14 protein-coding genes are annotated in these 22174 nt (G+C 66.9%); 7 read left to right on the top strand and 7 right to left on the bottom strand.

From position 1 onward, the window contains the following. Positions 1–71 precede the first annotated feature (71 nt). The 6 genes from SJY26_RS08640 (at position 72) to SJY26_RS08615 (ending at position 11351) form a co-directional block, all read left to right on the top strand. Positions 72–1328 carry an MFS transporter gene (locus SJY26_RS08640; RefSeq protein ID WP_396592656.1) on the top strand — a complete coding sequence of 419 codons (1257 nt, stop codon included), beginning with the start codon at positions 72–74 and terminating at the stop codon, positions 1326–1328. Positions 1329–1637: 309 nt separating this feature from the next. Then, the gene (locus SJY26_RS08635; RefSeq protein ID WP_396592655.1) at positions 1638–3920 is read left to right on the top strand and encodes a beta-glucosidase; all 2283 of its coding nucleotides are present in this window, start codon (positions 1638–1640) and stop codon (positions 3918–3920) included. Between the two features lie 46 nt (positions 3921–3966). Beyond that, complete coding sequence (locus SJY26_RS08630) at positions 3967–7044, top strand: TonB-dependent receptor (RefSeq protein ID WP_396592654.1); 3078 nt, start codon at positions 3967–3969, stop codon at positions 7042–7044. 102 nt (positions 7045–7146) lie between these two features. Beyond that, positions 7147–8685, top strand: a complete 1539-nt coding sequence (locus SJY26_RS08625) for a tryptophan halogenase family protein (RefSeq protein WP_396592653.1) — start codon at positions 7147–7149, stop codon at positions 8683–8685. Between the two features lie 14 nt (positions 8686–8699). Beyond that, positions 8700–10229 carry a tryptophan halogenase family protein gene (locus SJY26_RS08620; protein WP_396592652.1) on the top strand — a complete coding sequence of 510 codons (1530 nt, stop codon included), beginning with the start codon at positions 8700–8702 and terminating at the stop codon, positions 10227–10229. Positions 10230–10292: 63 nt separating this feature from the next. After that, positions 10293–11351: a LacI family DNA-binding transcriptional regulator gene (locus tag SJY26_RS08615; RefSeq protein ID WP_396592651.1), complete on the top strand. Its 1059-nt coding sequence runs from the start codon at positions 10293–10295 to the stop codon at positions 11349–11351. Positions 11352–11466: 115 nt separating this feature from the next. On the opposite strand, the gene SJY26_RS08610 is transcribed toward SJY26_RS08615, so the two are convergent. The 6 genes from SJY26_RS08610 to SJY26_RS08585 all read right to left on the bottom strand — a co-directional run bounded on the left by SJY26_RS08610 (position 11467) and on the right by SJY26_RS08585 (position 20202). Further along, entirely contained in the window at positions 11467–13137 is a 1671-nt protein-coding gene (locus tag SJY26_RS08610; RefSeq protein WP_396592650.1) for an alkaline phosphatase family protein, read from the bottom strand. 55 nt (positions 13138–13192) lie between these two features. Beyond that, on the bottom strand, positions 13193–13975 hold the full coding sequence (locus SJY26_RS08605; RefSeq protein WP_396592649.1) for an aspartyl/asparaginyl beta-hydroxylase domain-containing protein: 783 nt from the start codon (positions 13973–13975) through the stop codon (positions 13193–13195). Between the two features lie 184 nt (positions 13976–14159). Beyond that, the gene (locus SJY26_RS08600; RefSeq protein ID WP_396592648.1) at positions 14160–16082 is read right to left on the bottom strand and encodes a sulfotransferase; all 1923 of its coding nucleotides are present in this window, start codon (positions 16080–16082) and stop codon (positions 14160–14162) included. After that, positions 16079–16708: an aspartyl/asparaginyl beta-hydroxylase domain-containing protein gene (locus tag SJY26_RS08595; protein ID WP_396592647.1), complete on the bottom strand. Its 630-nt coding sequence runs from the start codon at positions 16706–16708 to the stop codon at positions 16079–16081. Before SJY26_RS08595 ends, SJY26_RS08600 begins: the two co-directional genes overlap by 4 nt. Continuing rightward, complete coding sequence (locus SJY26_RS08590) at positions 16705–17343, bottom strand: sulfotransferase family 2 domain-containing protein (RefSeq protein ID WP_396592646.1); 639 nt, start codon at positions 17341–17343, stop codon at positions 16705–16707. Before SJY26_RS08590 ends, SJY26_RS08595 begins: the two co-directional genes overlap by 4 nt. Positions 17344–17415: 72 nt before the next feature. Further along, entirely contained in the window at positions 17416–20202 is a 2787-nt protein-coding gene (locus SJY26_RS08585) for a TonB-dependent receptor (RefSeq protein ID WP_396592645.1), read from the bottom strand. 368 nt (positions 20203–20570) lie between these two features. On the opposite strand from SJY26_RS08585, the gene SJY26_RS08580 reads away from it, so the two are divergent. Further along, positions 20571–21404 (top strand): DeoR/GlpR family DNA-binding transcription regulator, encoded by an 834-nt coding sequence (locus SJY26_RS08580; protein WP_396592644.1) that lies wholly within the window; start codon positions 20571–20573, stop codon positions 21402–21404. Between the two features lie 22 nt (positions 21405–21426). Here the strand turns inward: SJY26_RS08580 and SJY26_RS08575 are convergent, their stop codons facing one another. Next, positions 21427–22164 (bottom strand): UTRA domain-containing protein, encoded by a 738-nt coding sequence (locus SJY26_RS08575; protein WP_396592643.1) that lies wholly within the window; start codon positions 22162–22164, stop codon positions 21427–21429. Between the last annotated feature and the right edge of the window lie 10 nt (positions 22165–22174).

Here is a 22174-nt window from a genome sequence, read left to right as displayed (position 1 = left end):
ATCGTATCCATGGTTCGAGGCTACCCGAGCCGCACGGAGCGGAAATCGCGAGAGGGGAGGACGAGGCTATCATGCTGATCTGGTCCGAACCCGACAGTCACGGGCCACCACCAGTTCACTCGCGCACCCTGAAGTTCCTGATTCTCTACGCTTTGGCATGGGGCGGGGGCGTGATCGCCTATGTCCCCCTTCTGACCCTGGTCCTGCCCGTCAAGATCGAGGCGCTGGCCCCGGGCGACAAGGTCGCCCTTCTCAGCCTCACGACGCTTCTTGGGGCCATCGTGGCCAGCGTGGTCAATATTGCGGTCGGTATGGCAAGCGACAGGGGCGTCTCGGGCCCACGTGGTCGCCGGCCGTGGGTCGCGGCGGGCCTCGCGCTGACACTGGGCTCATATGGGCTTGTCCACCTCAGCACGACGTCGGTCACGATCGTCCTGGCGGTCATGGCCTTTCAGGCGGCCCTGAACCTGATGCTGGCCCCCTTAAGCGCCCTCGTGGCGGATGAGGTGCCCGATCACCAGAAGGGGTTGATCGGCGGGCTGATGGGCGCGGTCTATACCTTCGGAGCGCTTTCCGGAATCGTCGTGACGGCCTCCCCCCGTCTCGACGAAGCCGCACAGCTGGGCATCATCGGCGGGCTGGTCACCGCAGCCATGATGCCCTTCCTGCTGGTCAGCCGGCGGCGCGGTCCGATCGTTCCCGTGCCGGCGCTCACCCCGGCGGCCGGCGGGCTTCGACGGGACGCGCTCGTCCGGGTCTGGATCGCCCGCCTGCTGGTCCAGATCGCCGGCAGCATCCTGTTTGCCTACCTTCTGTTCTTTTTCCAGACCGTGGACCGGACCGGGCTGCTTTTCGGCCCACCGGAGCTGTCCGGACAGGTCGCCTGGCTGGCAGGGTCGGTGACCGTCCTGCTGGTCCCCCTGGCGATTGCGGCGGGCCGCCTGTCCGATGCCGTCCGGTCCAGGAAGCCCTTTCTTGTCGGATCCGCCGCCATGATCACTTCCGGTCTGCTTGTGATGGCCCTGCTGCCGCAATGGGCCCCTGCGGCCGCGGGCTATGTGGTGTTCGCCTGTGGCGTGGCGATCTTCCTCGCCCTGCAGGGGGCCTATGCGATGCAGTTGCTCATGAGCCCCCGTCATCGCGGTCGGGACATGGGGATACTGAACCTGACCAACACCCTGCCCGCGCTCATCGCGCCCTCCCTGGCCTGGCTGATGGCGGACAAGGGCGATTTCACCGCCCTTCTGTTGTTGCTGGCGGCCCTCGCGGCCCTGGCCCTGATCCTTTTGATCGGGATCAGGGACCAGCCAACCCCCGCGGCCTGCTGATCGTCCTGCGCGGGCCCTCAGGGCGTCCCGCTGAAGCTGTAACAGTTTGTGGCCAAAATCTGGTTGTGAACGCTCTCAACATATGGTCTGCTCTTTTTCGGAGAGGGCGAAAGACCCTCGGGATTGGAAACAGAGGGCCGACACACCGACCGGATCCGGACGTTGCGGGCTGCTTCGCTATGAGGTGAGGCAACGGTGACGCCTGTCCGCAACCCGCCCCGTGCGGGGTCGATGAGGTGTGTCCGGACGACCGGTCGGCCGCGGGCCGACTGCCCTCTGTTCCCTGTCCCGGCCATGTCTGGAGGGACCATGTATTATCCGGCTCGACGTCGATCGTCGCTCGCCCTGTCGATCAGCGTTGTCGCGCTTCTTGCCGGCCAGGGGATCGCCTCGCCTGCCGCCGTGGCGGCCGCCCCGGCGGCGCTGGCCGCTCCGCAGAGGGAGGCGGCCGCCCGGGCTGATGCCCTCGTGGCCCGAATGACGCGCGAGGAAAAGCTCCAGCTGGTGCACGGCTATTTCCCGCCCATGGCCGAGCGCACGCCGGGCGCGCCGCTTTCCGAGATGATCCCGTCCGCGGGCTATGTGCCAGGCATTCCGCGCCTCGGCATCCCGGCCCTGCGCGAGAGCGACGCCAGTCTGGGCGTCGCCAACCAGGTCGAACAGCGGCGCGGCGATGTGGCCACCGCCCTACCCTCCAGCCTCGCGACCGCCGCAAGCTTCGATCCGGAGATTGCCTATGCCGGCGGGGCCATGATCGGTGCCGAGGCCCGGGCCAAGACCTTCAACGTGCTTCTGGCCGGCGGCGTGAACCTGACGCGCGATCCGTGGGCGGGGCGCAACTTTGAATACCTCGGCGAGGACCCGCTGCTGGCCGGCATCATGGCCGGTGACCACATTCGCGGGGTTCAGTCGAACGACATCGTCTCCACGGTCAAGCATTTCGCCTTCAACAGCCAGGAAACCGGCCGGATGATCATGGACGCCCGCCTCGATGAGGCGGCGTTGCGCGAAAGCGATCTTCTGGCGTTCCAGATCGCCATCGAGCGGGGCGCGCCCGGTTCGGTCATGTGCGCCTACAACCGCGTCAACGGCGACTATGCCTGCGAGAGCGACTTCCTGCTGAACCAGGTGCTCAAGCGGGACTGGGGCTATCCCGCCTGGGTCATGTCCGACTGGGGGGCCGTCCACTCCACGGAGAAGGCGGCGCTGGCGGGTCTGGACCAGGAGTCGGGCCAGGAACTGGACCGCCAGATCTTCTTCGGCGAGCCTCTCGCGGAGGCTGTCGCCGCAGGACGTGTGCCCGAGGCCCGGCTGGACGACATGGTGCGCCGCATCCTCATCGGCATGATCGACTCCGGCGCGATGGACGCTCCCGTCCCCACGACAGCGCAGGACATCGACTATGCCGCCAACGCCGAGGTCGCGCAGCGCGCCGCCGAGGCCGGCATCGTCCTGCTCCGGAACGAACGCGCCACCCTGCCCCTCTCGACCGCCATCCAGCGCATCGTCGTGATCGGCGGCCATGCCGACGTGGGGGTGCTTTCCGGCGGCGGATCCTCCCAGGTCCGCTCGGTGGGCGGGGCCCCGGTCGAGATCCCGCTGACCTCGGGTGCGGCGGCCTCGTTCGCGCGCCTGACCTATCATGCCTCCTCGCCGCTGGAGGCGATCCGCGCCCTGGTACCGTCGGCCGAGGTGGTCTTCGTCTCCGGCGACGATCCTGCTGTCGCCGCGCAGGCCGCGCGCGGCGCGGACGCCGCCATTGTCTTCGCCACCCAGTGGACGACCGAGGCCCAGGACGTCGAGACCCTGGCCCTGCCGGACGACCAGGACCATCTGATCACCGCCGTGGCTGAGGCCAACGCCAACACCACCGTCGTACTGGAGACCGGCGGTCCGGTGCTGATGCCCTGGATCGATGCGGTCCCGGCGGTGATCCAGGCCTGGTATCCCGGCCAGCGTGGCGGCGAGGCCCTGGCCCGGATCCTGTTCGGACAGGTCAATCCGTCCGGCCGCCTGCCGATGACCTTTCCCCGCAGCGCCGACCAGGCCCCGCGGCCCACGCCGCCCGGGCTGGAAGCGCTGAAGGCGTCGGACGCGGCCTCGAACGCGGGCGCTGGCTCGGCCGAGCTCTTCGCCCCCTTTCCGGTCGACTATCCCGAAGGCTCGGACGTAGGCTACCGCTGGTATGAACGTGAGCGCCATACGCCGCTGTTCCCGTTCGGTCATGGCCTCAGCTACACCCGCTTTGAGTACGGCGGCCTGCGCATCGAGGACGGGGACCGGCTGACGGTCAGTTTCGATGTGACCAACGCGGGCGACCGCGCCGGAACGGATGTGCCCCAGCTCTATGTGACGCCGCTGACCAACGGAGCCCCCCGGCGCCTCGCCGGCTGGTCACGGCTGACGCTCGCGCCGGGCGAGACGCGCCGCGTCTCCATCACCGCCGAGCCGCGAATCCTTGCCGAATACGACACCGCCGCGCCGGGCTGGCGCATCGATGCGGGACCCTATCGCGTCCGGATCGGGCGGGACGCGCTGGATGACACCCTTGGCGGAGAGGCGACACTGTCGCCACGAACGCTGAAGCCCTGACACCAAGCCGCACACAGAGGCGGCATCAACTGAGGAGGACAAGACCATGAGAGTGCAGGCAAGATCCATGCTGACGGCCCTGCTGGCCAGTACAGCGCTCGCGTCCCCGGCTTTCGCCCAGGACGCAGCCGATCCGACGGCGACGACGGTCGACGAGATCATCGTCACCGGCATCCGGGCGTCGCAGCAGCAATCGATCGACATCAAGCGCAACACGACCTCGATCGTCGACGCCATCTCGGCCGAGGACATCGGCAAACTGCCCGACGTCACGGTCGCCGACGCCCTGCAGCGGATCAGCGGCATCCAGATCCAGCGCAGCGCCGGCGAGGGGGCCACGGTCAATATCCGGGGTCTGCCCCAGGTGGTCACCCTGCTGAACGGCGAACAGTATCTGGCCCCCGGCAATCTCGGCAGCGCCCAGCCCAATCTGAACGATGTGCCCGCCCAGCTGATGAATTCCATCGTCGTGTTCAAGTCGATGGACGTGCGCAACGCCCTTTCCGGCATCTCTGGCACCATCGACCTGCGCACCCAGCGCCCGTTCGACTTTCAGGACGGCCTGACCATCGCCAAGGCCGCGGAGTATTCCACCGGCGAGGACACCCGCGAGGACGACTATCTGTTCAACGGCCTGCTGAACTGGCGCAACGACCGGTTCGGCGTGATGCTGTCGGCGGTCCACAGCGAATCCAATCTGGGCAACAACTACTCCGGCATCTCCGGCGGCCTGTTCGGCAACAACGACTGGGGCGGCTCGGACCAGAACTGGATCGCGCCGCACGGGTATGACAGCTTCCGGCGGGTGGTCGAACGCAAGCGCACCGGCGTCAACGGGGCATTCAGCTGGCAGATCGACGACGGCTTCACCCTGACCGGCGAGGTCTTCTACACCAAGCTGGAAGAACATGATCGCGCTGCCGGTCTGAACATCTCCAACCGCTGGAACGGCCTGACCTGGACGACCCCGACCGCGTTCGACGTCACCGGCGTCAACGGCAGCAATGGCCAGCCCTGGCTGGACGTGACCGAATACGACCTCGACGTTTGGTGGATGAACTCCTTCACCGTCAACCGCACCAAGAACAACGAGTCCACCAACTTCAATCTTGAGCTCGACTACGACCGGGGCGGCCCATTCACCTTCTCGGCCCGCGCGCTCCGGGCGGATGCCTCCCTGCTCAGCATGAACGGGCAGGTGCAGGGGGATCTGTCGAACTGGCAGTATGCGCCCGACCGGGCCTTCACCCTGTTCCGCGATCCGCTGGACCGCACCCGCGGGCCCTTCTATCCGGCCGCCATCGCCAGCCAGTATCCGGCCTCCCAGTTTTCCAACGGCATCGTCGGCTCAGCCGGCGGGCGTTACATCAACCCCAATCCGCTGGGTATCGGCAACGACCCGCAACTGCATCTGAACGTCGGCGGCGGCTCCACGGCCTGGAGCGGCTTCAACAATCCGATCGTCGGGGGCCTGGGGAACGTGCCCCTGACCCAGTACATGTCCAATCAGGACAGCTATGCCGTCGCGGCCTATTCCTCGGAAGGCAACCAGCGCAACCAGTCCGACCTGTCCGTCATGCGGATGGACGGCAGCTATGCGTTCGAGGGCGAGCCCGCCCTGGGCTTCATCACCCGGGTGGACGTCGGCCTGCGCCATTCGGACCGTCAGGTCGAGATCGAGAGCTTCCACCTGTTCTCGGACGTCAACGGCTGTTCGGTCCAGTGGAAGGCGATCGACGTCGTCATGAACCAGAACCAGTGCTCGGCCGGGGAACAGGTGCCCAATCCGGGCTTCAACCCTGCCCTGCCGGTCAGTGCCACCAACCCTGAGACCATCTTCCAGGGTTACACCGTCAACCGGCCGACGCGGTTGAACGACAACAACAACACCTACTTCCTCGACGACTACGGCTCGATCACCACCGGCCTGCCGGGGGTCTGGGTTGTCGATCCGCGCGACTTCGACGATGTCGTGGGCTTCCAGCAGCGGGTGTTCGGCAGCGCCTATGAAGTCATCATCCCCGGCAACACCTATGATGTCGGTCTGGTCGAGGACAGCGGCTATCTGAACGTCGGCATCGCCCTGGGGGCCCTGTCCGGCGACGTCGGGGTCAAGGTCATCCGCACCGAGTTGACGGCGCGGCAGAACCTGACCGGTGACGTCATGAACTACGGCGATACCAACCTGGACGTCGGCGACACCATCTCGTCGCGCAGCTACACGGACTATCTGCCGTCCGTGAACCTGATGTACGACTTCAGTGATCGCCTGAAGCTTCGTGGGGCCTTCAACAAGACGATGATCCCGCTGGACCTCGGCAACTACGGTGGCGGTGTGTCCATCCAGACGGCCGATTCCGCCGGGCCCACGCCCGAGGATCCCACCGCCTCCCCCGTCGGCGTTCGCCGGGTGACCGGTGCCACCTTCGGCGGCAGCATCGAGCTGAATCCCTGGCTGTCGACCAACTACGATCTCAGCCTGGAGTACTATCTGGGCCGGGCAACGATGTTCAACATCGCCCTGTTCAAGCTGGAGATCGAAAGCTTCGTCACCCGGGAAACCGTACAGAACGGCGGCAGTTTCCCCGATCAGGACGGCATCGTCCGTCGCTCGGTTCCGGTCAACCGGCCGGTCCAGGGCGAGGGCGGATCGCTTCAGGGCGTCGAGGTGGGTGCCAAGCTGGCGCTCGACGACTTCCTGACCGACGGAAGTCTGTTCCAGGACTTCGGCTTCGACGGCAGCTTCACCTTCTCCGACAGCTCGCAGAACGCCCAGAACCTGTCGGGCGAGGACCTGCCGTTCCCGGACAACTCGGAATACCAGCTCAATGCCGCGATCTGGTACCAGGGCGACCGGCTCCAGACGCGGGTGGCCTACAACATCCGGACGCCGCGACTGGCTAGCACCTTCGGGGCCATCCCGGTCTACCAGGACACGGCGCAGTACGTGGACGTCAACGTCACCTACGAGGTGACGGACAATGTCACCGTCTATGTGAACGGCTCCAACGTGTTCGGCGAGATCGAGGAATACTACCTCGAGTTCGAGGAGGGCGCGGAACAGTTCCATTCACGCAACCAGTTCGAACCGCGCTGGTCCGTGGGCATGCGCGCCCGCTTCTAGTTTCCCCCCGAACCTTGGCCGACGGTGACCTTCGGGCTACCGTCGGCCGAATTTTTTGCGGATCCGGCAGCGCTTCCCGAAGCGTCGCGGCGAGGACCTGAGATGAACGGCACGTCCGGCGAGACACCGGCCGAAAGGGCGATCCGCCAGATCGTCATCGTCGGCGGAGGCACGGCCGGCTGGATGGTCGCGGCCGCCCTTGCCCACCACCTCAGACATACGGGCATCGGCATCACGGTTGTCGAGTCCTCGGATATCGGCACCATCGGGGTAGGCGAGGCGACCATCCCCACGATCCGCCGCTTCTACGCCCGGCTGGGCATGACCGACGCGGAGGTCATGGGCGCGACCGAGGCCACCTGCAAACTGGGCATACGCTTCACGGGCTGGGGCGGGCCCGGTTCCGATTTCATCCACCCGTTCGGCCTCTATGGGCAGGATCTGAATGGCGTCGGCTTCCATCACTACTGGATGAAACAACGGCAGAGCGGCGATGCGACGCCCCTGGCCGCCTATTCACTGGGTGCGTCGTTGGCCGAGGCCGGCCGGTTTGACCTTCCCTCCCCCAACCCGCCTTCCTCCCTTTCGGTGTTCGACTGGGCCCTGCATCTGGACGCCGCCCTGTTCGCACAGCATTTGCGGCGCTTTGCAGAGGCGGCGGGCGTCCGCCGCGTGGACGCCCGCATCCTGGGCGTCGAGCTGCGCCCGGACGATGGCTTCATCCGTGCCGTCCGACTGGAGGGCGATCGCGAGGTCGCCGGCGACCTGTTCATCGACTGCTCCGGTTTTCGCGGTCTGCTCATCGCCGAGGCCATGGGCTCGGCCTATGAGGACTGGGGAGATTGGCTCGCCTGCGACGCCGCCTTCGCGGTCCAGAGCCGGAATGCACCGGGCACGGAGCCCGAGCCCTGCACGCGGGTCACCGCCCGCGCCGCCGGCTGGCAGTGGGGCATCCCCCTGCGCCACCGCGCCGGCAACGGACTGGTCTTTTCCAGCCGCCACATGACCGACCAGCAGGCGCTGGACACCCTGATGCCCAATCTGATGGGCGAGGCCATCACCGAGCCCCGTCGCATCGGCTTCCGTCCCGGCCGGCGCAAACAGGCCTGGGTCAGGAACTGCGTCTCTCTGGGTCTGGCCTCCGGTTTTCTGGAGCCGCTGGAGAGCACCAGCATCGCCCTGATCGAGAACGGCATCGAACGGCTGAAGGCGCTGTTCCCCGACAGGACCTTCGCGCCTGCCGTGATCGAGGAATTCAACGACCAGTCGGCCCGCGAGATGGAGCGGACGCGCGATTTCATCATCCTGCACTATTGGCTGAACGGCCGGGACGAGCCCTTCTGGCGGGAGCGGCGCGAGGCGGCCATTCCCGATACCCTGGCCCGCAAGGTCGCCCTGTGGAAGGCGCGCGGCGCGTTCGTCCGCTATCGCTGGGAGATGTTCCACCCCGCCAGCTGGCTGGCCATCTATGACGGCTTCGATGTCCGGCCCGATCAGATCGATCCTGCGATCGAAGGGCTCGATCCTGCGGGCCTGGCGCTCAGCATGGGACAGATGAAGGCGGCCGTGGCCGGAGCCGTGGCCCGAACACCGACCCACGCCGCCTTCCTGGCCGGACTCAACGGTCTGCGGGCCGCATGAAAGGAGACGCGTCCATGACCCCCGAGACCCATCGTCCGATCCGCAAGATCTGCGTCGTGGGCGGAGGCACGGCCGGCTGGACCGCGGCGGCCCTGATGGCCGAGCATTTCAAGGGCAGCCTCGGTCAGATCGAGCTGGTCGAGTCCGACGACATCGGCACCATCGGCGTCGGCGAATCCACCGTCCCGCCCTTTCTCCAGCTGCTGGCCCGCCTCGGCGTCGACGAGCAGGAGTTCATCCGCGAGACCCGGGCCAGCTTCAAACTGGGCATCGAGTTCAGCGACTGGAAGGCGATCGGCGAGAGCTATTTCCACCCGTTCGGCACCATCGGTGCGCCGGTCGATCTGTCCGACTTCTACCAGCTGTGGCTCAAGGCCCGGGCCAACGGTTATGCCGGAGCGCTGCAGGATTTCTCGCCGGCGGCCGTTATGGCCCGCAATGGTCGCTTTACCCTGCCGTTCAAGGCCGCGAACACGCCGGTCGCCGGAGCCAGCTATGCGCTGCATGTCGATGCCAAACGCGTCGCCCGGTTCCTGCGCACCTTCGCCGAGGCCCGCGGCGTCACGCGCACCGAGGGCATTGTCGCGGACGTCGCCCTGCGCCCCGACGGCTTCGTCGATCGACTGACCCTGAAGGACGGCCGGGTGGTGGAGGCCGATTTCTTCATCGACTGCTCCGGCTTTCGCAGCCTGCTGATCGGCAAGGCGCTCGACGTCGGTTTCCGCGACTGGTCGCACTGGCTGCTGTGCGACCGGGCCATCGCGGTCCAGACCGAGAATGTCGGTCCGCCTTCGCCCTTTACGCTCGCCCAGGCGCAGGATTTCGGCTGGCGCTGGCGCATTCCGCTGCAGCACAGGACCGGCAATGGCCATGTCTTCTGCAGCAAATATCTCAGCGACGACGAGGCCACCGCGACCCTGATGTCGCGCATTGAGGGCGAGCCCGTGGTCAGCCCCATGCCGGTCGCCTTCCGGACGGGGATGCGCGAGCAGCTGTGGCGACACAATGTGCTGGCGCTGGGCCTGGCCGGTGGTTTCATCGAGCCGCTGGAATCGACCGCCATCCACCTGATCTATCGCGGCATGGACTTCTTCTTCCGCCTGCTGCCCGACCGGGACTGCAACAAGGCGCTGGCCGCAGAGTACAACCGGCGCATGACGGCGGACTATGAGGAAATCCGCGACTTTGTCATCCTGCACTACTGCACGACCCGGCGGGACGACACGGCGTTCTGGAGAGAGTGCCGGGACATGGAGCTGCCACCTCGTTTGCAGCAGAAGATCGATCTCTTCCGGACCAACGGCGCCCTGGCCGAAGGGGTTGACGAACTGTTCCGCGCGGCCAGCTGGCATTCGGTGATGGAAGGCATGGGCGTGCGCCCGCGCGGCTATCACCCCCTGGTCGACCGCATCCCGTTTGATGGCGTTTGCGCTCAGCTGGACCATGCGGCAGAACTGCTCAAACGCGTCGTGTCGGACCTCCCCACCCACGAGCAGTTCATCGCCCGGCACTGCGCGGCACGCTCATCCGAGATGGCCGCCTGAGAGAGACTAACCCTTGAGGGCCGGGTCGGCAGGGTGGCCGAACCTGCCGGAGATTGAGCCCGCGTGCGACGACCGGTTACCATCAAACATGTCGCCGCCGAGGCCGGGGTCTCGCTGCAGACGGTCTCGCGTGTGATCAACAACGGCCCCAACGTCCGGGCCGAGGTGCGCGAGCGGGTGACCGCCGCCATCGCCCGGCTGGGCTATGTCCCCAGCATCGCGGCCCAGCGGATGGGCGGATCGCGATCCTATCTCCTGCTGGCCCTGAACGATCGCGATCGCACGATTGATGGCTGGCGGTCCGGCGAGGGCACCGACTGGGTCGACCAGATGTTGCTCGGAGGCATGCTGCAGTGCGCCGAGGCTGGCTACCGGATGATCTTTGAGCTGGTGGACACACACTCCTCCCATGTCGAACGGGAGGTCCAGGCCGCGATCTCCGCCCTCCACCCCGACGGCGTGATCCTGACTCCGCCACACTCCGACAATCCGCTGATAACCGGTCTGCTGGTGCGGATGGGCATGCCGTTCGCCCGCATCGGGTCGACAGCGCAAGGCCACGGGTTCGCCATCGCCATGGACGATCACGGGGCCGCAAAGGCCGCGACCAGCCTCCTGCTGGACCTCGGCCACCGGCGGGTCGCCTTCGTAACCGGCAGTGACGAGTACGCGCTGAGCGGGGCCCGCCTCGAGGGCTATCGCGCGGCCCTGTCGGAGAGGGGCCAAGCGGTGGACCCGGATCTCATCGGCCGGGGAGACTTCACCTTCGAGTCGGGTCTGGCGGCCTGTGCAGGATTTCTCGCCCTCGATGACCGGCCCACAGCGATCCTGGCCAGCAACGATCAGATGGCGCTGGCCGCCCTGAAATGCGCGGGGACCCGGGGCCTCGATGTGCCCGACGACCTGGCCATCATCAGCTTCGACGACACACCGATCGTCCGCTTCAGTCATCCTCCGCTCACAGCCATCGTCCAGCCTATCGCGGCCATGACCGCGGCCGCGGCAAAGCTGCTGATCCGCTCGAAGGCCGGCGATGCCGACCTGCCGCAGACCATGATCCTGCCGTTCGACATCGCCCGGCGCGGCTCGACTGCAGACAGCCCGGCGGGGCCGGGCAGCTGATCAGGCGGCGGCCGCCTTCACACAGACCGGGTGAGCTTCGCCGAAGACTGACGATCGGCGCGGGTCCCTGCCCTGGCCCCGGCACAGCCCTCCCGGTTCCGGATGCGGTGACTGTCTAGTCCCGGCGTGGCGTCAGCAGGTTCGGATCGATCGGCTGGCGGGGGATACCGGGTCCCTCGAACCAGCTGCCCAGCCAGGCCCCGCCACCGCCGTTGAACCATTCCACGCGGATGGCATGTTTGCCGGGCTGAAGCGCGATGGTGCCGCTGGCCGTGATCACGCCGTGGTCGCCGTCGTTGTCCACCACCGTCCGGCCATTGATGTAGAGTTTGCTGCCGTCGTCCGAGGCTAGGGAAAAGCCATAGGTCCCGGCGGTGGCCAGCGTCAGAGCACCCTCGAACACGACCGCGACGCTGTCGCCGCGCGGCAGGGTCAGGCCCTCGGTGGTCAGTTCATAGGTCGTGCCGGTGGCCACAGGCTGGAGACGGGAGAAGTCCGGCAACCGCACCGGTCCCTCGGGCAGCAGGTAGACGCTGTAGGTCACACCCCGCGCGTCCGGCGTCGCGAGATCCAGAATGCGGAAATACCCCGTGGCCGGTACGCTCGCCGGCACACCGTCGATGAACAGGGTGGCGCGCACGATCGTGTTGCGGCTGATCTCGACCGGACCGGTATAGAGCGGCGAGGTGAGCGTCGGGATGGAGTTGTCCAGGGTGTAGCGCACCTCTCCGGTGTCATTCGGATTGCGGAGGGTCATCTGGGCCGGCTGATTGACGAACAGCCCCCCGGGAGCCGCATTGCCTCCGTTCGCCGGCTCGATCACCGGCGAGGCGTAGAAGCTGCTGGACCGGTAGGTCTGGACCGGCAGCGGCTCTCCACTCACGATCGGGCGCACCGGACGCCCCAGCCAGGCGTAGGGGATGTCGAGGCCCAGCAACCACGCGGCCGTGGCGGGCGTGTCGAAGGTGTTGATGGGCAGGTCGAGCTCCACCCCCGGCTTGATCCCCGCGCCATAGGCGATCCACGGGATTTCGAGTTCGGCCAGGGTTTCGCCCCCGTGGCCCTTGCCCACGCCCCCGTGGTCGGAGGTCACGAGGATCACCGTCTCGTCCGCGATCCCGGCGTCGACCGTGGCCTGACGGATACGGCCGATCAGGGCGTCGGCCCGGGTCACGGCCTCATAGTATTGGGGCGTCCCGTGACCGTCGGCATGGCCAACGTGATCGACATCGTCGAGGTGCACGAACAGGAAGGCGGGTTGTTCCGCGCGGATATAGGCGACGGCGAGATCGGTCGTCTCCGTCTCGTCCTCGCCATGGACATCATAGTCCACGAAGCGGTGGTCGTAGAGGTTCCCGAACCCGTCCCAGTGATAGATCGATCCCACCTCCCGGTCCGGCTGCTGGTCGGTGATGAGCTGGAAGATCGAGGGGAAGAAACCGCCCGAACCGGTCACGGACGTGGGGAAGTTGAACTCGCCCACCTGCCAGTCGTTCGAGGTCACGCCGTGCTGCTCGGGCCCTACGCCATTGAGGATGGAGGCCCAGTTCGCTCCGCTGGTGGTGGGCAGGACGCCCCGGGCATGCAGGCTCCAGCTGCCACGCGCCATCATGTCGTCGAGGACGGGGGTGTCGGCCTGACGCACGCCGTCGGGGCTCAGGCCGTCGATGCCGATGATGATCACGTGGCGGGTCCGCCCGACCGGATCGGCCTGGGCGAGACCAGGGGTGGCCAAGGCGGCGAGCACTGCGGCGATCAGGGACAGGCCCCGGAGGGGGAAGGTCATGGCAAACTCCGTTGGAGGGAAAGACAGCACGTTTTGGTATAGACCAGATTGGTTCTCATGCGGCGCGCGCCGGAGCGGGAGCGTCTGCAACGAGATGCTGGAGCACGCGCTTTTCCAGCACGAGCATCGCCCCCGCCTGGTTGGTGCGCATGACCAGCTCCTCGGCTAACGGCGGGGCGGCCTTGCGGACCGCGTCGGCCAGACGCTGGAACTCCGGTCGCCCTGCCCCGCCGACGCCGTGAAGCGCGCACAGCTGGCGCCAGTCCTGGACGAAGCTCTGCATCAACAGGCCGAACCGTTCGATCCTTTCGCCGGCGTCGGCGGTCTCCGTCGCTGTCACCAGTTCGGCGCACAGGTCCTCGACCAGCAGCTGGACCTCGGCGGCCGGCATGACGGGCGCGCGCTGATCGCATTCGGTCAGCAGTCTCGGCCGCAGGTCCGGGTTCCAGGCCACGGTCGGCCATTGATCGCGCGGGGGCGGTTCGGCGCAGGCGAACCGCCAGAAGCCCGCCGTGCCGGTCGTGTCGGCGACCAGATGGATGCGTTCGACCTCGGCCCTGTTCTCCACATGGTGCCGACGCCAGTTGTCGAAGATCCAAGCCTCGCCCTCGGCCATGTGCACGGACTGGCCGTCGCAGTGGAACCGCACCTCCGGCCGGGTGAAGACCGGAATGTGCAGCCGCACCCGGCTATGCCAGTGGTAGTTGATGTCGGCGTGTTCGGGCACACGCGTCCCGGGGGCCAGCCGCATCAGGCGCGACCGGCTCCAGACCACGCCGAACCCGGCGAGGGCCTGACGCAGATAGGGCATCGCCTCCAGCCAGGGCGTGGGCAGCATCTGGCCGTGGACCGAGTTCTGTTTCTGCCCCGCCTGCGGTGATCAACCGGGCGGCGCTGTTGCCCGGCACCCGATCGGGATGGGGCACCCAAGCCTCCGACGGCAGGGCCGCGACCTCGGCCTGGAGACGCGCGACGTCGAACAGGACCGGCAGTTGATAGAAGGGCTTCGCCAGCTTCATGGCTCAGGTCCTGTAGCCGGTCAGGGCGTCGCCCAGCTGATCACGCAGCGGCCCCAGCCACGGCTCATAGTGTTTCCACTGCCCCAGGCCCTCGCGCCCGATTGGGTGGCGCACCTGTTCGGAGCTGGGTGTGCGGATGCCGCGCCGGGTATTGTGGAACTCGAGGCAGGCCGGCTCGAACGGCAGGTCGCAATGATCCAGCAACCGCCGCACCCCGGCATCCAGATCCTCGACCACGTCCTCGTAATGCACGCTCAGAACCCGGCCCGGCAGCACCGCATCCCAGTGCTGCATCAGGTCCAGATAGGTCCGGTAGTGGCGGGCGATGTCCACGACGCCATAGGTGAAGGCGTGGTTGGTCGTGCCGAACAGCTGTTTGAAATTGCTGAAGCAACAGGCCATCGGCTCACGCCGCACATCGAGGATGATGGCGTTGGGCAGCATCAGGTGGATCAGACCGATGTGCCAGAAATTATTCGGCATCTTGTCGACGAAGAAGGGCCGCCCGAGCCGGCGATAGGTGCGGGTCTCGTCGAGGAACCGTTCGCCCAGCACCCGGACCTGGGCAGCCGTCAACCGGGCCATCGCATCCGGCTCCAGCGGCAGGCCGCAATCGGGATCGCGTCCGCAGATCTCGCCCGCATAGCGACCGATCTCGGTCAGCTCCTGCGTCCCCTCGACACTGCTGTGGGAGGCCAGGATCTGTTCGATCAGGGTCGAGCCCGATCGTGGCAGGCCGAGGATGAAGATCGGTGCCGCATCGGCCACGCCCCAGCCGGCGCGAGCGGCGAAGAACGCACGGCTGAACACGGGCTTCAGCCGAGCCGCGCAGGCCTCTGCGACCTCGGGGCGATAGCGCCCCATGGCGCGGCGCAGGGCATTGCCGCGTTCGTAGCAGGTCCATGAGCCGGCATGGTCACCCTCGTCCTCCAGCGCCTTGCCGAGCGCGAAGGCCAGATAGATGCGGTCCATCTCCTGGAGGTCGGGCCGGGCCCCGGCCGCGCGCAGGCGGGCGACGTCTTCGTCGGAGAAGCGCCAGGTCTTCAGATTGGCCAGACTGAACCAGGCCACGCCGTGGTCCGGCCGCGCGGCCAGGGCGGCGCGATAGTCGGCGACGGCCTCGGCCTGTCGGCCCATGATCTTCAGGGCGTTCGCGCGCCAAAGCCGCAGGTCGGCGGCCTCGGGCCCCGGTGCCAAGCCCTCCAGCAGCCGGGCGTAAAGGTCGATCACCGGCTCGTGGTCGCCGAGTGCGACGCAGGCCGCGGCGTATTGTTTGATGTAATCGCGGTTGTCGGGATCGTCGACCAGCAGCTGTTCGGCCTGCCCGCGCGCCGCCAGAGGCTTCTGGCCCTGCAGCAGGACCATCGCATAGTCCAGACGGGCGGCGTGATAGTCCGGCGCGCGCGCCAGCACCTGTTCCAGAAGGCCTTCAGCCTGCTCGAGATCATCAGCCTCCAGGCGGATCCGCGCCAGCAGCCGGCGCGCACCGACATTGTCCCCGTCCCGATCCAGATAGTCCCTCAGGACCGCCTCGGCGGGGGCCAGATCACCGTCGGCGAACAGGCTGTTGGCCATCACGATTTCAGGCGGCAGCTGCGTCAGCAGGGCCAGCTGCCGACCCGCCTCCTCCGCCCGGGCCACCTCCCCCCGCATCCGGTGGATCTGCTCCAGCATGTCCCAGCAGGCCGGCAAGGTCGGGTTCAACCGCACCGCCGTCTGCAGGGCCTCGAGCGCCGCCGGCGCATTGCCGATCTGGACCAGGCAGTGGCCGCGTTCCTGATACAGGCGGCTGAAACCGGGATGGAGCGCCTCGAGCCGGGCGAGGGTCGTCAGCGCTTCGGGAATGCGCCGCTGCTCGCGCAGGCTTCGGGAGGTCTGCAACAGGGTGTCGCGATCCGGCATGTCGGCGAGCGCGGCGGCTGTCATCGCGCCGCACCGCCGCGCAGGAAGGGCTCCAGCCAGGCCGGATCCGGCTGGTCGACGTCGTAGTATTCGAAGATCAGATGGATGCGGTCGGTGTCGCCCTCGTTGCGCACCCAGTGCGGGCCGAGGTTGTTGACCTCGACGGCCTCGCCCTGCGCGAGCCGGTGTTCCTGACCGCCGAAGAAGGAGACGACCCCGGGGTTTGTGGTCAGGGGCACATGGATCTTGTGCGGCCAACTGGCGGCGGGATTGGCGTCGATATGCGGGTGGATCACGCCACCCGCCGGCATCCGGGCCAGCATGACACGCGGAAAGATCCCGCGCGCATAGCCATAGTCGCGGACGGCCTCGGCCAACACCGGCTCCAGGAGGGTGCGCCACGCGGGCCAGGCGGGTCGGTCATGCGAACCGCGCCAGTCCAGCGGGCTGTCGATGAAGCGAAAGACGATGTGGCCCGTGCCGCCCAGGGCCTCGAATTTGTTCGGCTTGTCCGCATTCTCCGCCGCCCAGACCGCCTCAGGAATCGCCAGCACGGCCTCGCGCAGGGCGGCGATATCGACCGGCCCCAGCGTGCGGACGCCCGTGGTCTTGCGCGGATTGGCGGCGGGCCGGGCCGGGGTACCGGTCATCGCACACCCTCGAACTCATAGCCGAACAGCTCGAGATCGAGCGCATAGCGGGCGGCCACGGCATCGATCAGGGTCCGGTCGTAGTACTGACGGTAGTCGCCGTGGCGGCTGCCGTTGACCCGGTCCAGCGGCCGCGAGGGGATCCCGATCTGCGCGCACAGGGCGTCATACGACCCCTGCATGTCCTCGACCCGGCCGACGTCGTCGGTCAGCAGGGTCTTGCCGTCCGCGTCCACCAGCAGGGCGGCCTGGGGCTGGAACAGCACATGCTGTTCAGGCGGTTCGGCGAACAGGAAATGACGCATCACGTCCTGCGGCCGGTTCTGGAAGTCGTCCCCGCCCCGCAGCATGAAGGCGCAGTAGGAGACGAACCGGTCGAACGGATTGCGCACGAAGGCGAACTTGAAATAGGCGGCGAAGGCCTCTTCCCCGAGATGGGGCCGCACCTGCCGCAGGGACAAATGCCCGTGCCGGATCGCCGCCAGATCCGCCCACGGAAAGCGTTTGTCGACGAACAGGCCCACCTGTTCGGCGTCCTCATCGCCCATCTGTACGCGCAGCGCCTGACGCACCGAATGGGTGCCCGTCTTGGGCACGGCGGCGAAGATGAAACGGTGGCGATGGGATACGATCATCAGCCCTGGATCACGAAAAAGGCCCCCCGCGTCCCTAAGGCGCGGGGGGCATGAGATAGACGTTCTCCGGCGTCAGAACTTGTAGCTGAGCCCGGCCATATAGGTCGTGCCGCTCTGGTTCTGGTTATAGAGGTAGCGGTTCTGCCCCCAGAACTGCGTGTCGGTCTCGTTGGTCAGATTGACGGCGTCCAGGGTGACCTGAAGGGCGTCGGTGATGTTGAAGAAGGCAGCGGCGTCGACGTAGGTCGAGGCTTCGAAGCCCCGCGTCCCGGCGTTCATCGGAGTGTCGTTGTAGCCGCTGTACCAGGTGTCGCGGTGGCTCATGGAGGCGCGAACACCCCAACGGGTCGTCTCGTAGTAGACAGTGGCGTTGTAGCTCTGCGGCGAGAAGCCGGTCAGGTCCTCATCGGCCTCCACGCTGGTGAAGTTGGCCACGACGCCGAAACCGTCGAACGGGGCCGGCAGGAAGGTCATCTGCGCCTGCATGGTGAGTTCCACGCCAGTCAGGGTGTTGGTGCCCTCGATGTTGATCGGCATCGAGAACTCGCTGACGATCGTGTCTTCCGTGGCCCCCGGGATGGTGCCCGACGGAACGCCCGTCTCGCTGAACGGGATGTCCTCCAGCAGGACCGATCCGATGTAGTTGGTGATGTCCTTCTGGAAGAGGGTGACCGCGAACAGGCCCACGTCCCCGAAATAGTATTCGAGGCCCAGGTCGTAGGCGTTGACCTTGTAGGGCTCGAGGTTCGGGTTGCCGCGCGAGGCGGTGATCTCGCCGGAGTCCTCGTTCTTGAAGGCGCTGCCCTCGGCCGCCATCGAACCCAGCCCCGGACGGTTCAGGTTCTGCGTCGCCGAGAAGCGGAGCAGGACATCGTCGGCGACGTCCAGCACCGCGTTCATGGCGGGGAGAACGCCTTCGTAGCTACCCTCGACATCAGATGTGCCCAGATAGGCGTAGCTGTCGCCCTGGATCCAGCCGATGCTGCGCGTCTCGGTGCTGTAGCCGCGCAGGCCGACGTTGCCGCGGAAGCGGCGGCCCATCAGTTCGCTGTCCCAGTCGGCCTGTACGAAGCCCGAGACCGTCTCCTCGGTCGTCTCGAACACGTTCTCGATGTCCTGCAGCGCGCCGCCGGTGCCGTCCGTATTGGGCTCGAAGCGGTGGTATTCCCGGTATTTCGCGAAGGCCTTGTCATAGTCACCAATCAGCCAGGAGCCGAAGGCGTTGGTGTAGACCGAAGTGACATCCGCGACCGAGGTTCCCCGCATCTTGTCGCGGGTCCCGTTGACGTTGTCGTCGTAGAAGAGGTCGACGCCTTCCTGGGCGAAGCGGTGGTAGGCCACGCCCGCGCTGAGGGTCCAGACGTCGCTCATCAGATAGCGCGCGTTCAGCTCGCCTTCGCGCAGCTCCGATTCATTGTTGAAGCCGCGATAGTAGAACGAGTTCATCGCATAGTTGGCGGGGTTGGTCGGGTCCCAGTTCGGGTAGTCGAAAGTGGCTGACCGGCCGTCGGCCCCATAGCTGGCGACCAGATTGCCGCGGGCGCGCATATACAGCTTGTCGTCATAGGGGGTGTCGTACGTCGATTTCTCGTAGCCGATGTGACCATCGACCACGAGGCGGTCGGACAGGTCCCATTTGCCGGTCAGGACGACCTGGTTGAACTCGTTCTCGTTCAGGGAGCGGCGGTGCTCGCTGCCGAAAGTCGTGCCCGTGACGTCTGTCAGGGTGACGTAGTTGCTGCTGTCCCAGGCAATGTCATTGATGACCGAGGCCGTCTGGAACGTGGCCGGCCAGATGGTGGCAGCGGCCGTGTCGAACGCGACCGAGCCGGTGGAGGCGAGCGGCCGGGTGGCGAGATGGACCTCGCTGCGGCGGGTCGAGAACTCGCCGTGAAGCACGTCGAGCGTCAGCTCCATAGTGTCCGTCGGACGCCACTGCATCGCGGCGGTCAGGCCCAGACGCTCCTGTTCCGCGTTCCAGGACGAGATGCGGTTGCCGTCCGCGAAATACAGGTCACCGGACAGGAACTTGGCCTGCTCCGCCGCCGAAAGCCCGGAGATGTTGAGGCCCCGCGTCACCAGTCCCTGCAGGGTCGTCGCAGAGGGACGGCTGTAGTTATAGGTGTTGTGACCCTGTTCGGTGGTTTCCCGCTGGCTGTAGGCCACCGAGAAGGACACGCCGAACCGGTTGTCCCAGTTCTGGCTGAACAGGGCCGCGACGCGCGGCTGGGCGTCCTCGGTGTATTCGTTGGTGCCGACCTTGACGGTCATGGCTCCATTGATGCCCGGCGCGTAGTCGAAGGGCCGGCCGGTGAACAGGCCGACCGTGCCGGCCATGCCCCCCTCCTTCTGCGAAGCCTGGAAGGTCTTTTCGACCTCAACGCGCGAGAACAGTTCAGAGGCGAAGATGTTGAAGTCGAAGGCACGGTCGCGCGAGCGCTGGCCCCGGCTGTCCTGGGCCGAATCGACGTTGCCCAGCACCTCCATGCCGTTCAGTTGCACGCGGCTGAAGTCGGCTCCGAGGCCGCGCAGCGAGATGCGACGCCCCTCGCCGGCCTCCCGGGTGATCTGCACGCCGGGCAGGCGCTGCAGCGACTCGGCCAGGTTCAGATCCGGGAACTTGGTCATGTCCTCGGCAACGATGGCGTCGACCGAAATGACCGCGTCCCGCTTGATGTCGCGGGCATCGCCCAGCGACCGCCGGAAGCCGGTGACGATGACTTCGTCCAGCTGGGCCGGATCGGCCTCCTGGGCCAGGGCAGAGGTCGCGCCGGCTGCGGCAACCAGCACCGAAGCAGTGGCAAGCAGCGCCGTCCTGAGGTTCGGGCCCGTGGCCCGGACGCGGTATCGCTTCGACATTTAGGTGTCCCCCGACAAACTGGAAATGAGCCGCCTGAGCAGGCCGGGGACGACCGGGAGGGTCGGCACCATTGCAGCCAGGCGATGCCCTCTTCCTAGGTTTGGCGGATGGCAGCCGCGTGACAGTTTGAGGTGATTATGTTGAAATGTGTGGGTCCGTGTGGCTTTGTGACAGTTCCGCGTGGCGTCGGTCGAGCCAGAGCTTTGACAGGCCAGAGCTTTGACAGGGATGAAAATAGCGTCGGCCTTTGGCACACGGGCCTTGACAGGCAACTCCCAAGGTCCACGCTGACGCGAGATCCATGAACGAGTTCTTCCAGCACTATGTGGTTATGTGTGGGTTTTGGACGCCCTGACGAAGGTCCGCGATGAGCCGTCCGGTTCCTGGTGCCCCCCGGGCGCTCAACCCCGGGGCCCGGCTGGCCGCCATTCTGCAACTGCTGGACGAGCGGGCGTTCTGGCCGGTCTCGGAACTGGCGGATCGGTTCGCCGTGTCCGAAGAGACGATTCGGCGCGACGCACGCCAACTGGAACGCTCCGGCGTGATCCAGAAGGTTCACGGCGGCCTGTCGGCGACCAGCAACAAGATCGAGGCCCCCTACCGGATCCGGCTGCGCGAGAACGCCGAGGCCAAACAGCGCATCGCCCGGACGGCGGCCACCCTGGTCAGCGATGGCATGACCCTGCTGCTGGACTCCGGAACGACCTGCCATTGGCTGGCCAGAAGCCTGTCATCTGTGAGAAATCTCACAATCGTGACCAACAGCGTGGAGATCGCCTATGAGGTGCTGGGCAACCCCGGCCAGCGCCTGTTGCTGGCGGGCGGACAGATCAACGGGACCCACCACGCGGCCTTCGGTCCGGAGGCCAAGGCCTTCTGTGCCCATTTCGCGCCCGACCTGACCGTCCTGTCGATGGGCGCGGTCGATGCCGACCGGGGCTTCCTGGACTTCGATGCCGACGAGGCGGCGTTCAAACAGACCCTGTTCGCCCAGGCACGACGCGTCGTCGTGCTGGCCGACCATTCGAAGTTCGCCCGGGCTGGCTTTATCCAGGTCGCGTCCTTCGGTCAGGTGCAGGATCTCGTGACGGATCAGGCACCGCCCGCCGCGACATCGCGCGCGGTCTCGGAGGCTGGAATCCAGCTGCACAGGGCCGACGTCGCGACGGGCGATCGCCGCCGGGCCGGCGTCGCCGCGTGAGGCCGCCCTCCCCCGGCCCGGGTCAACGCACGCGGATGTCGACGTCGATCCTTACCGCATCGTGTCGCCAGTACTCATGGTCGAACTCGATCACCCGTCCGCCGGCGTCATGGCTGAGGCGCTGGACATGCAGGCCCGGCAGACCCGATTTGACGCCGAGCGCCGCAGCGTCTTCGCCCGTCAGGGCACAGGGCCGCATACTGACCTGGTTGCGGGCGACTGACAGGCCGTAGACGCTTTTGAGGATGTCCGTCAGCGACTGGTCCAGGGAGTGGCTGAGCAGATCCGGCGCGAGCGCGGCGTCGATCACGATCCGCTCCACCAGCACGGCGCGATCGTCGACATAGCGGCGGCGGCGGATCCGGTAGAGCGGTGCGCCAACGGGCCGGCCGAACACCCCGGCCAGCAGCGGATCGGCGACGATCAACTCGGCCGAGATCGTCTCGGTTGCCGGACGGCGCCCCTGGGCCTCCACATAGGAGATGAAGCCTTCCCAACGGGTCGGGTCGTAAACCACCGGCGGCGGTGAAACATACCAGCCGCTCCGGTCCCGCCGATAGATCGCCCCCTCGGCCTCAAGCTGAAACAGGCCCTCGCGGATGGTGCCGCGCGCGATCCCCAGATCGGCCTGCAGACGACGCTCGGCGGGCAGCCTGTCGCCGGGTCCCAGCAGACCGGTCGCGATGCGCCGGGCGATATCATCGCGCAGGCCCAGGTAGTGCAGGCCCTCGGCCCTCGGTGCGGGGATAGAATTCGCCATTCGGGTTGCG

This window comes from Brevundimonas sp. R86498 (genome assembly GCF_044598075.1).
Classification (GTDB): Bacteria; Pseudomonadota; Alphaproteobacteria; order Caulobacterales; family Caulobacteraceae; genus Brevundimonas.
The sequence above is the reverse complement of the archived record's forward strand: the minus strand, read 5'-3'. Positions and strand labels throughout refer to the sequence as shown.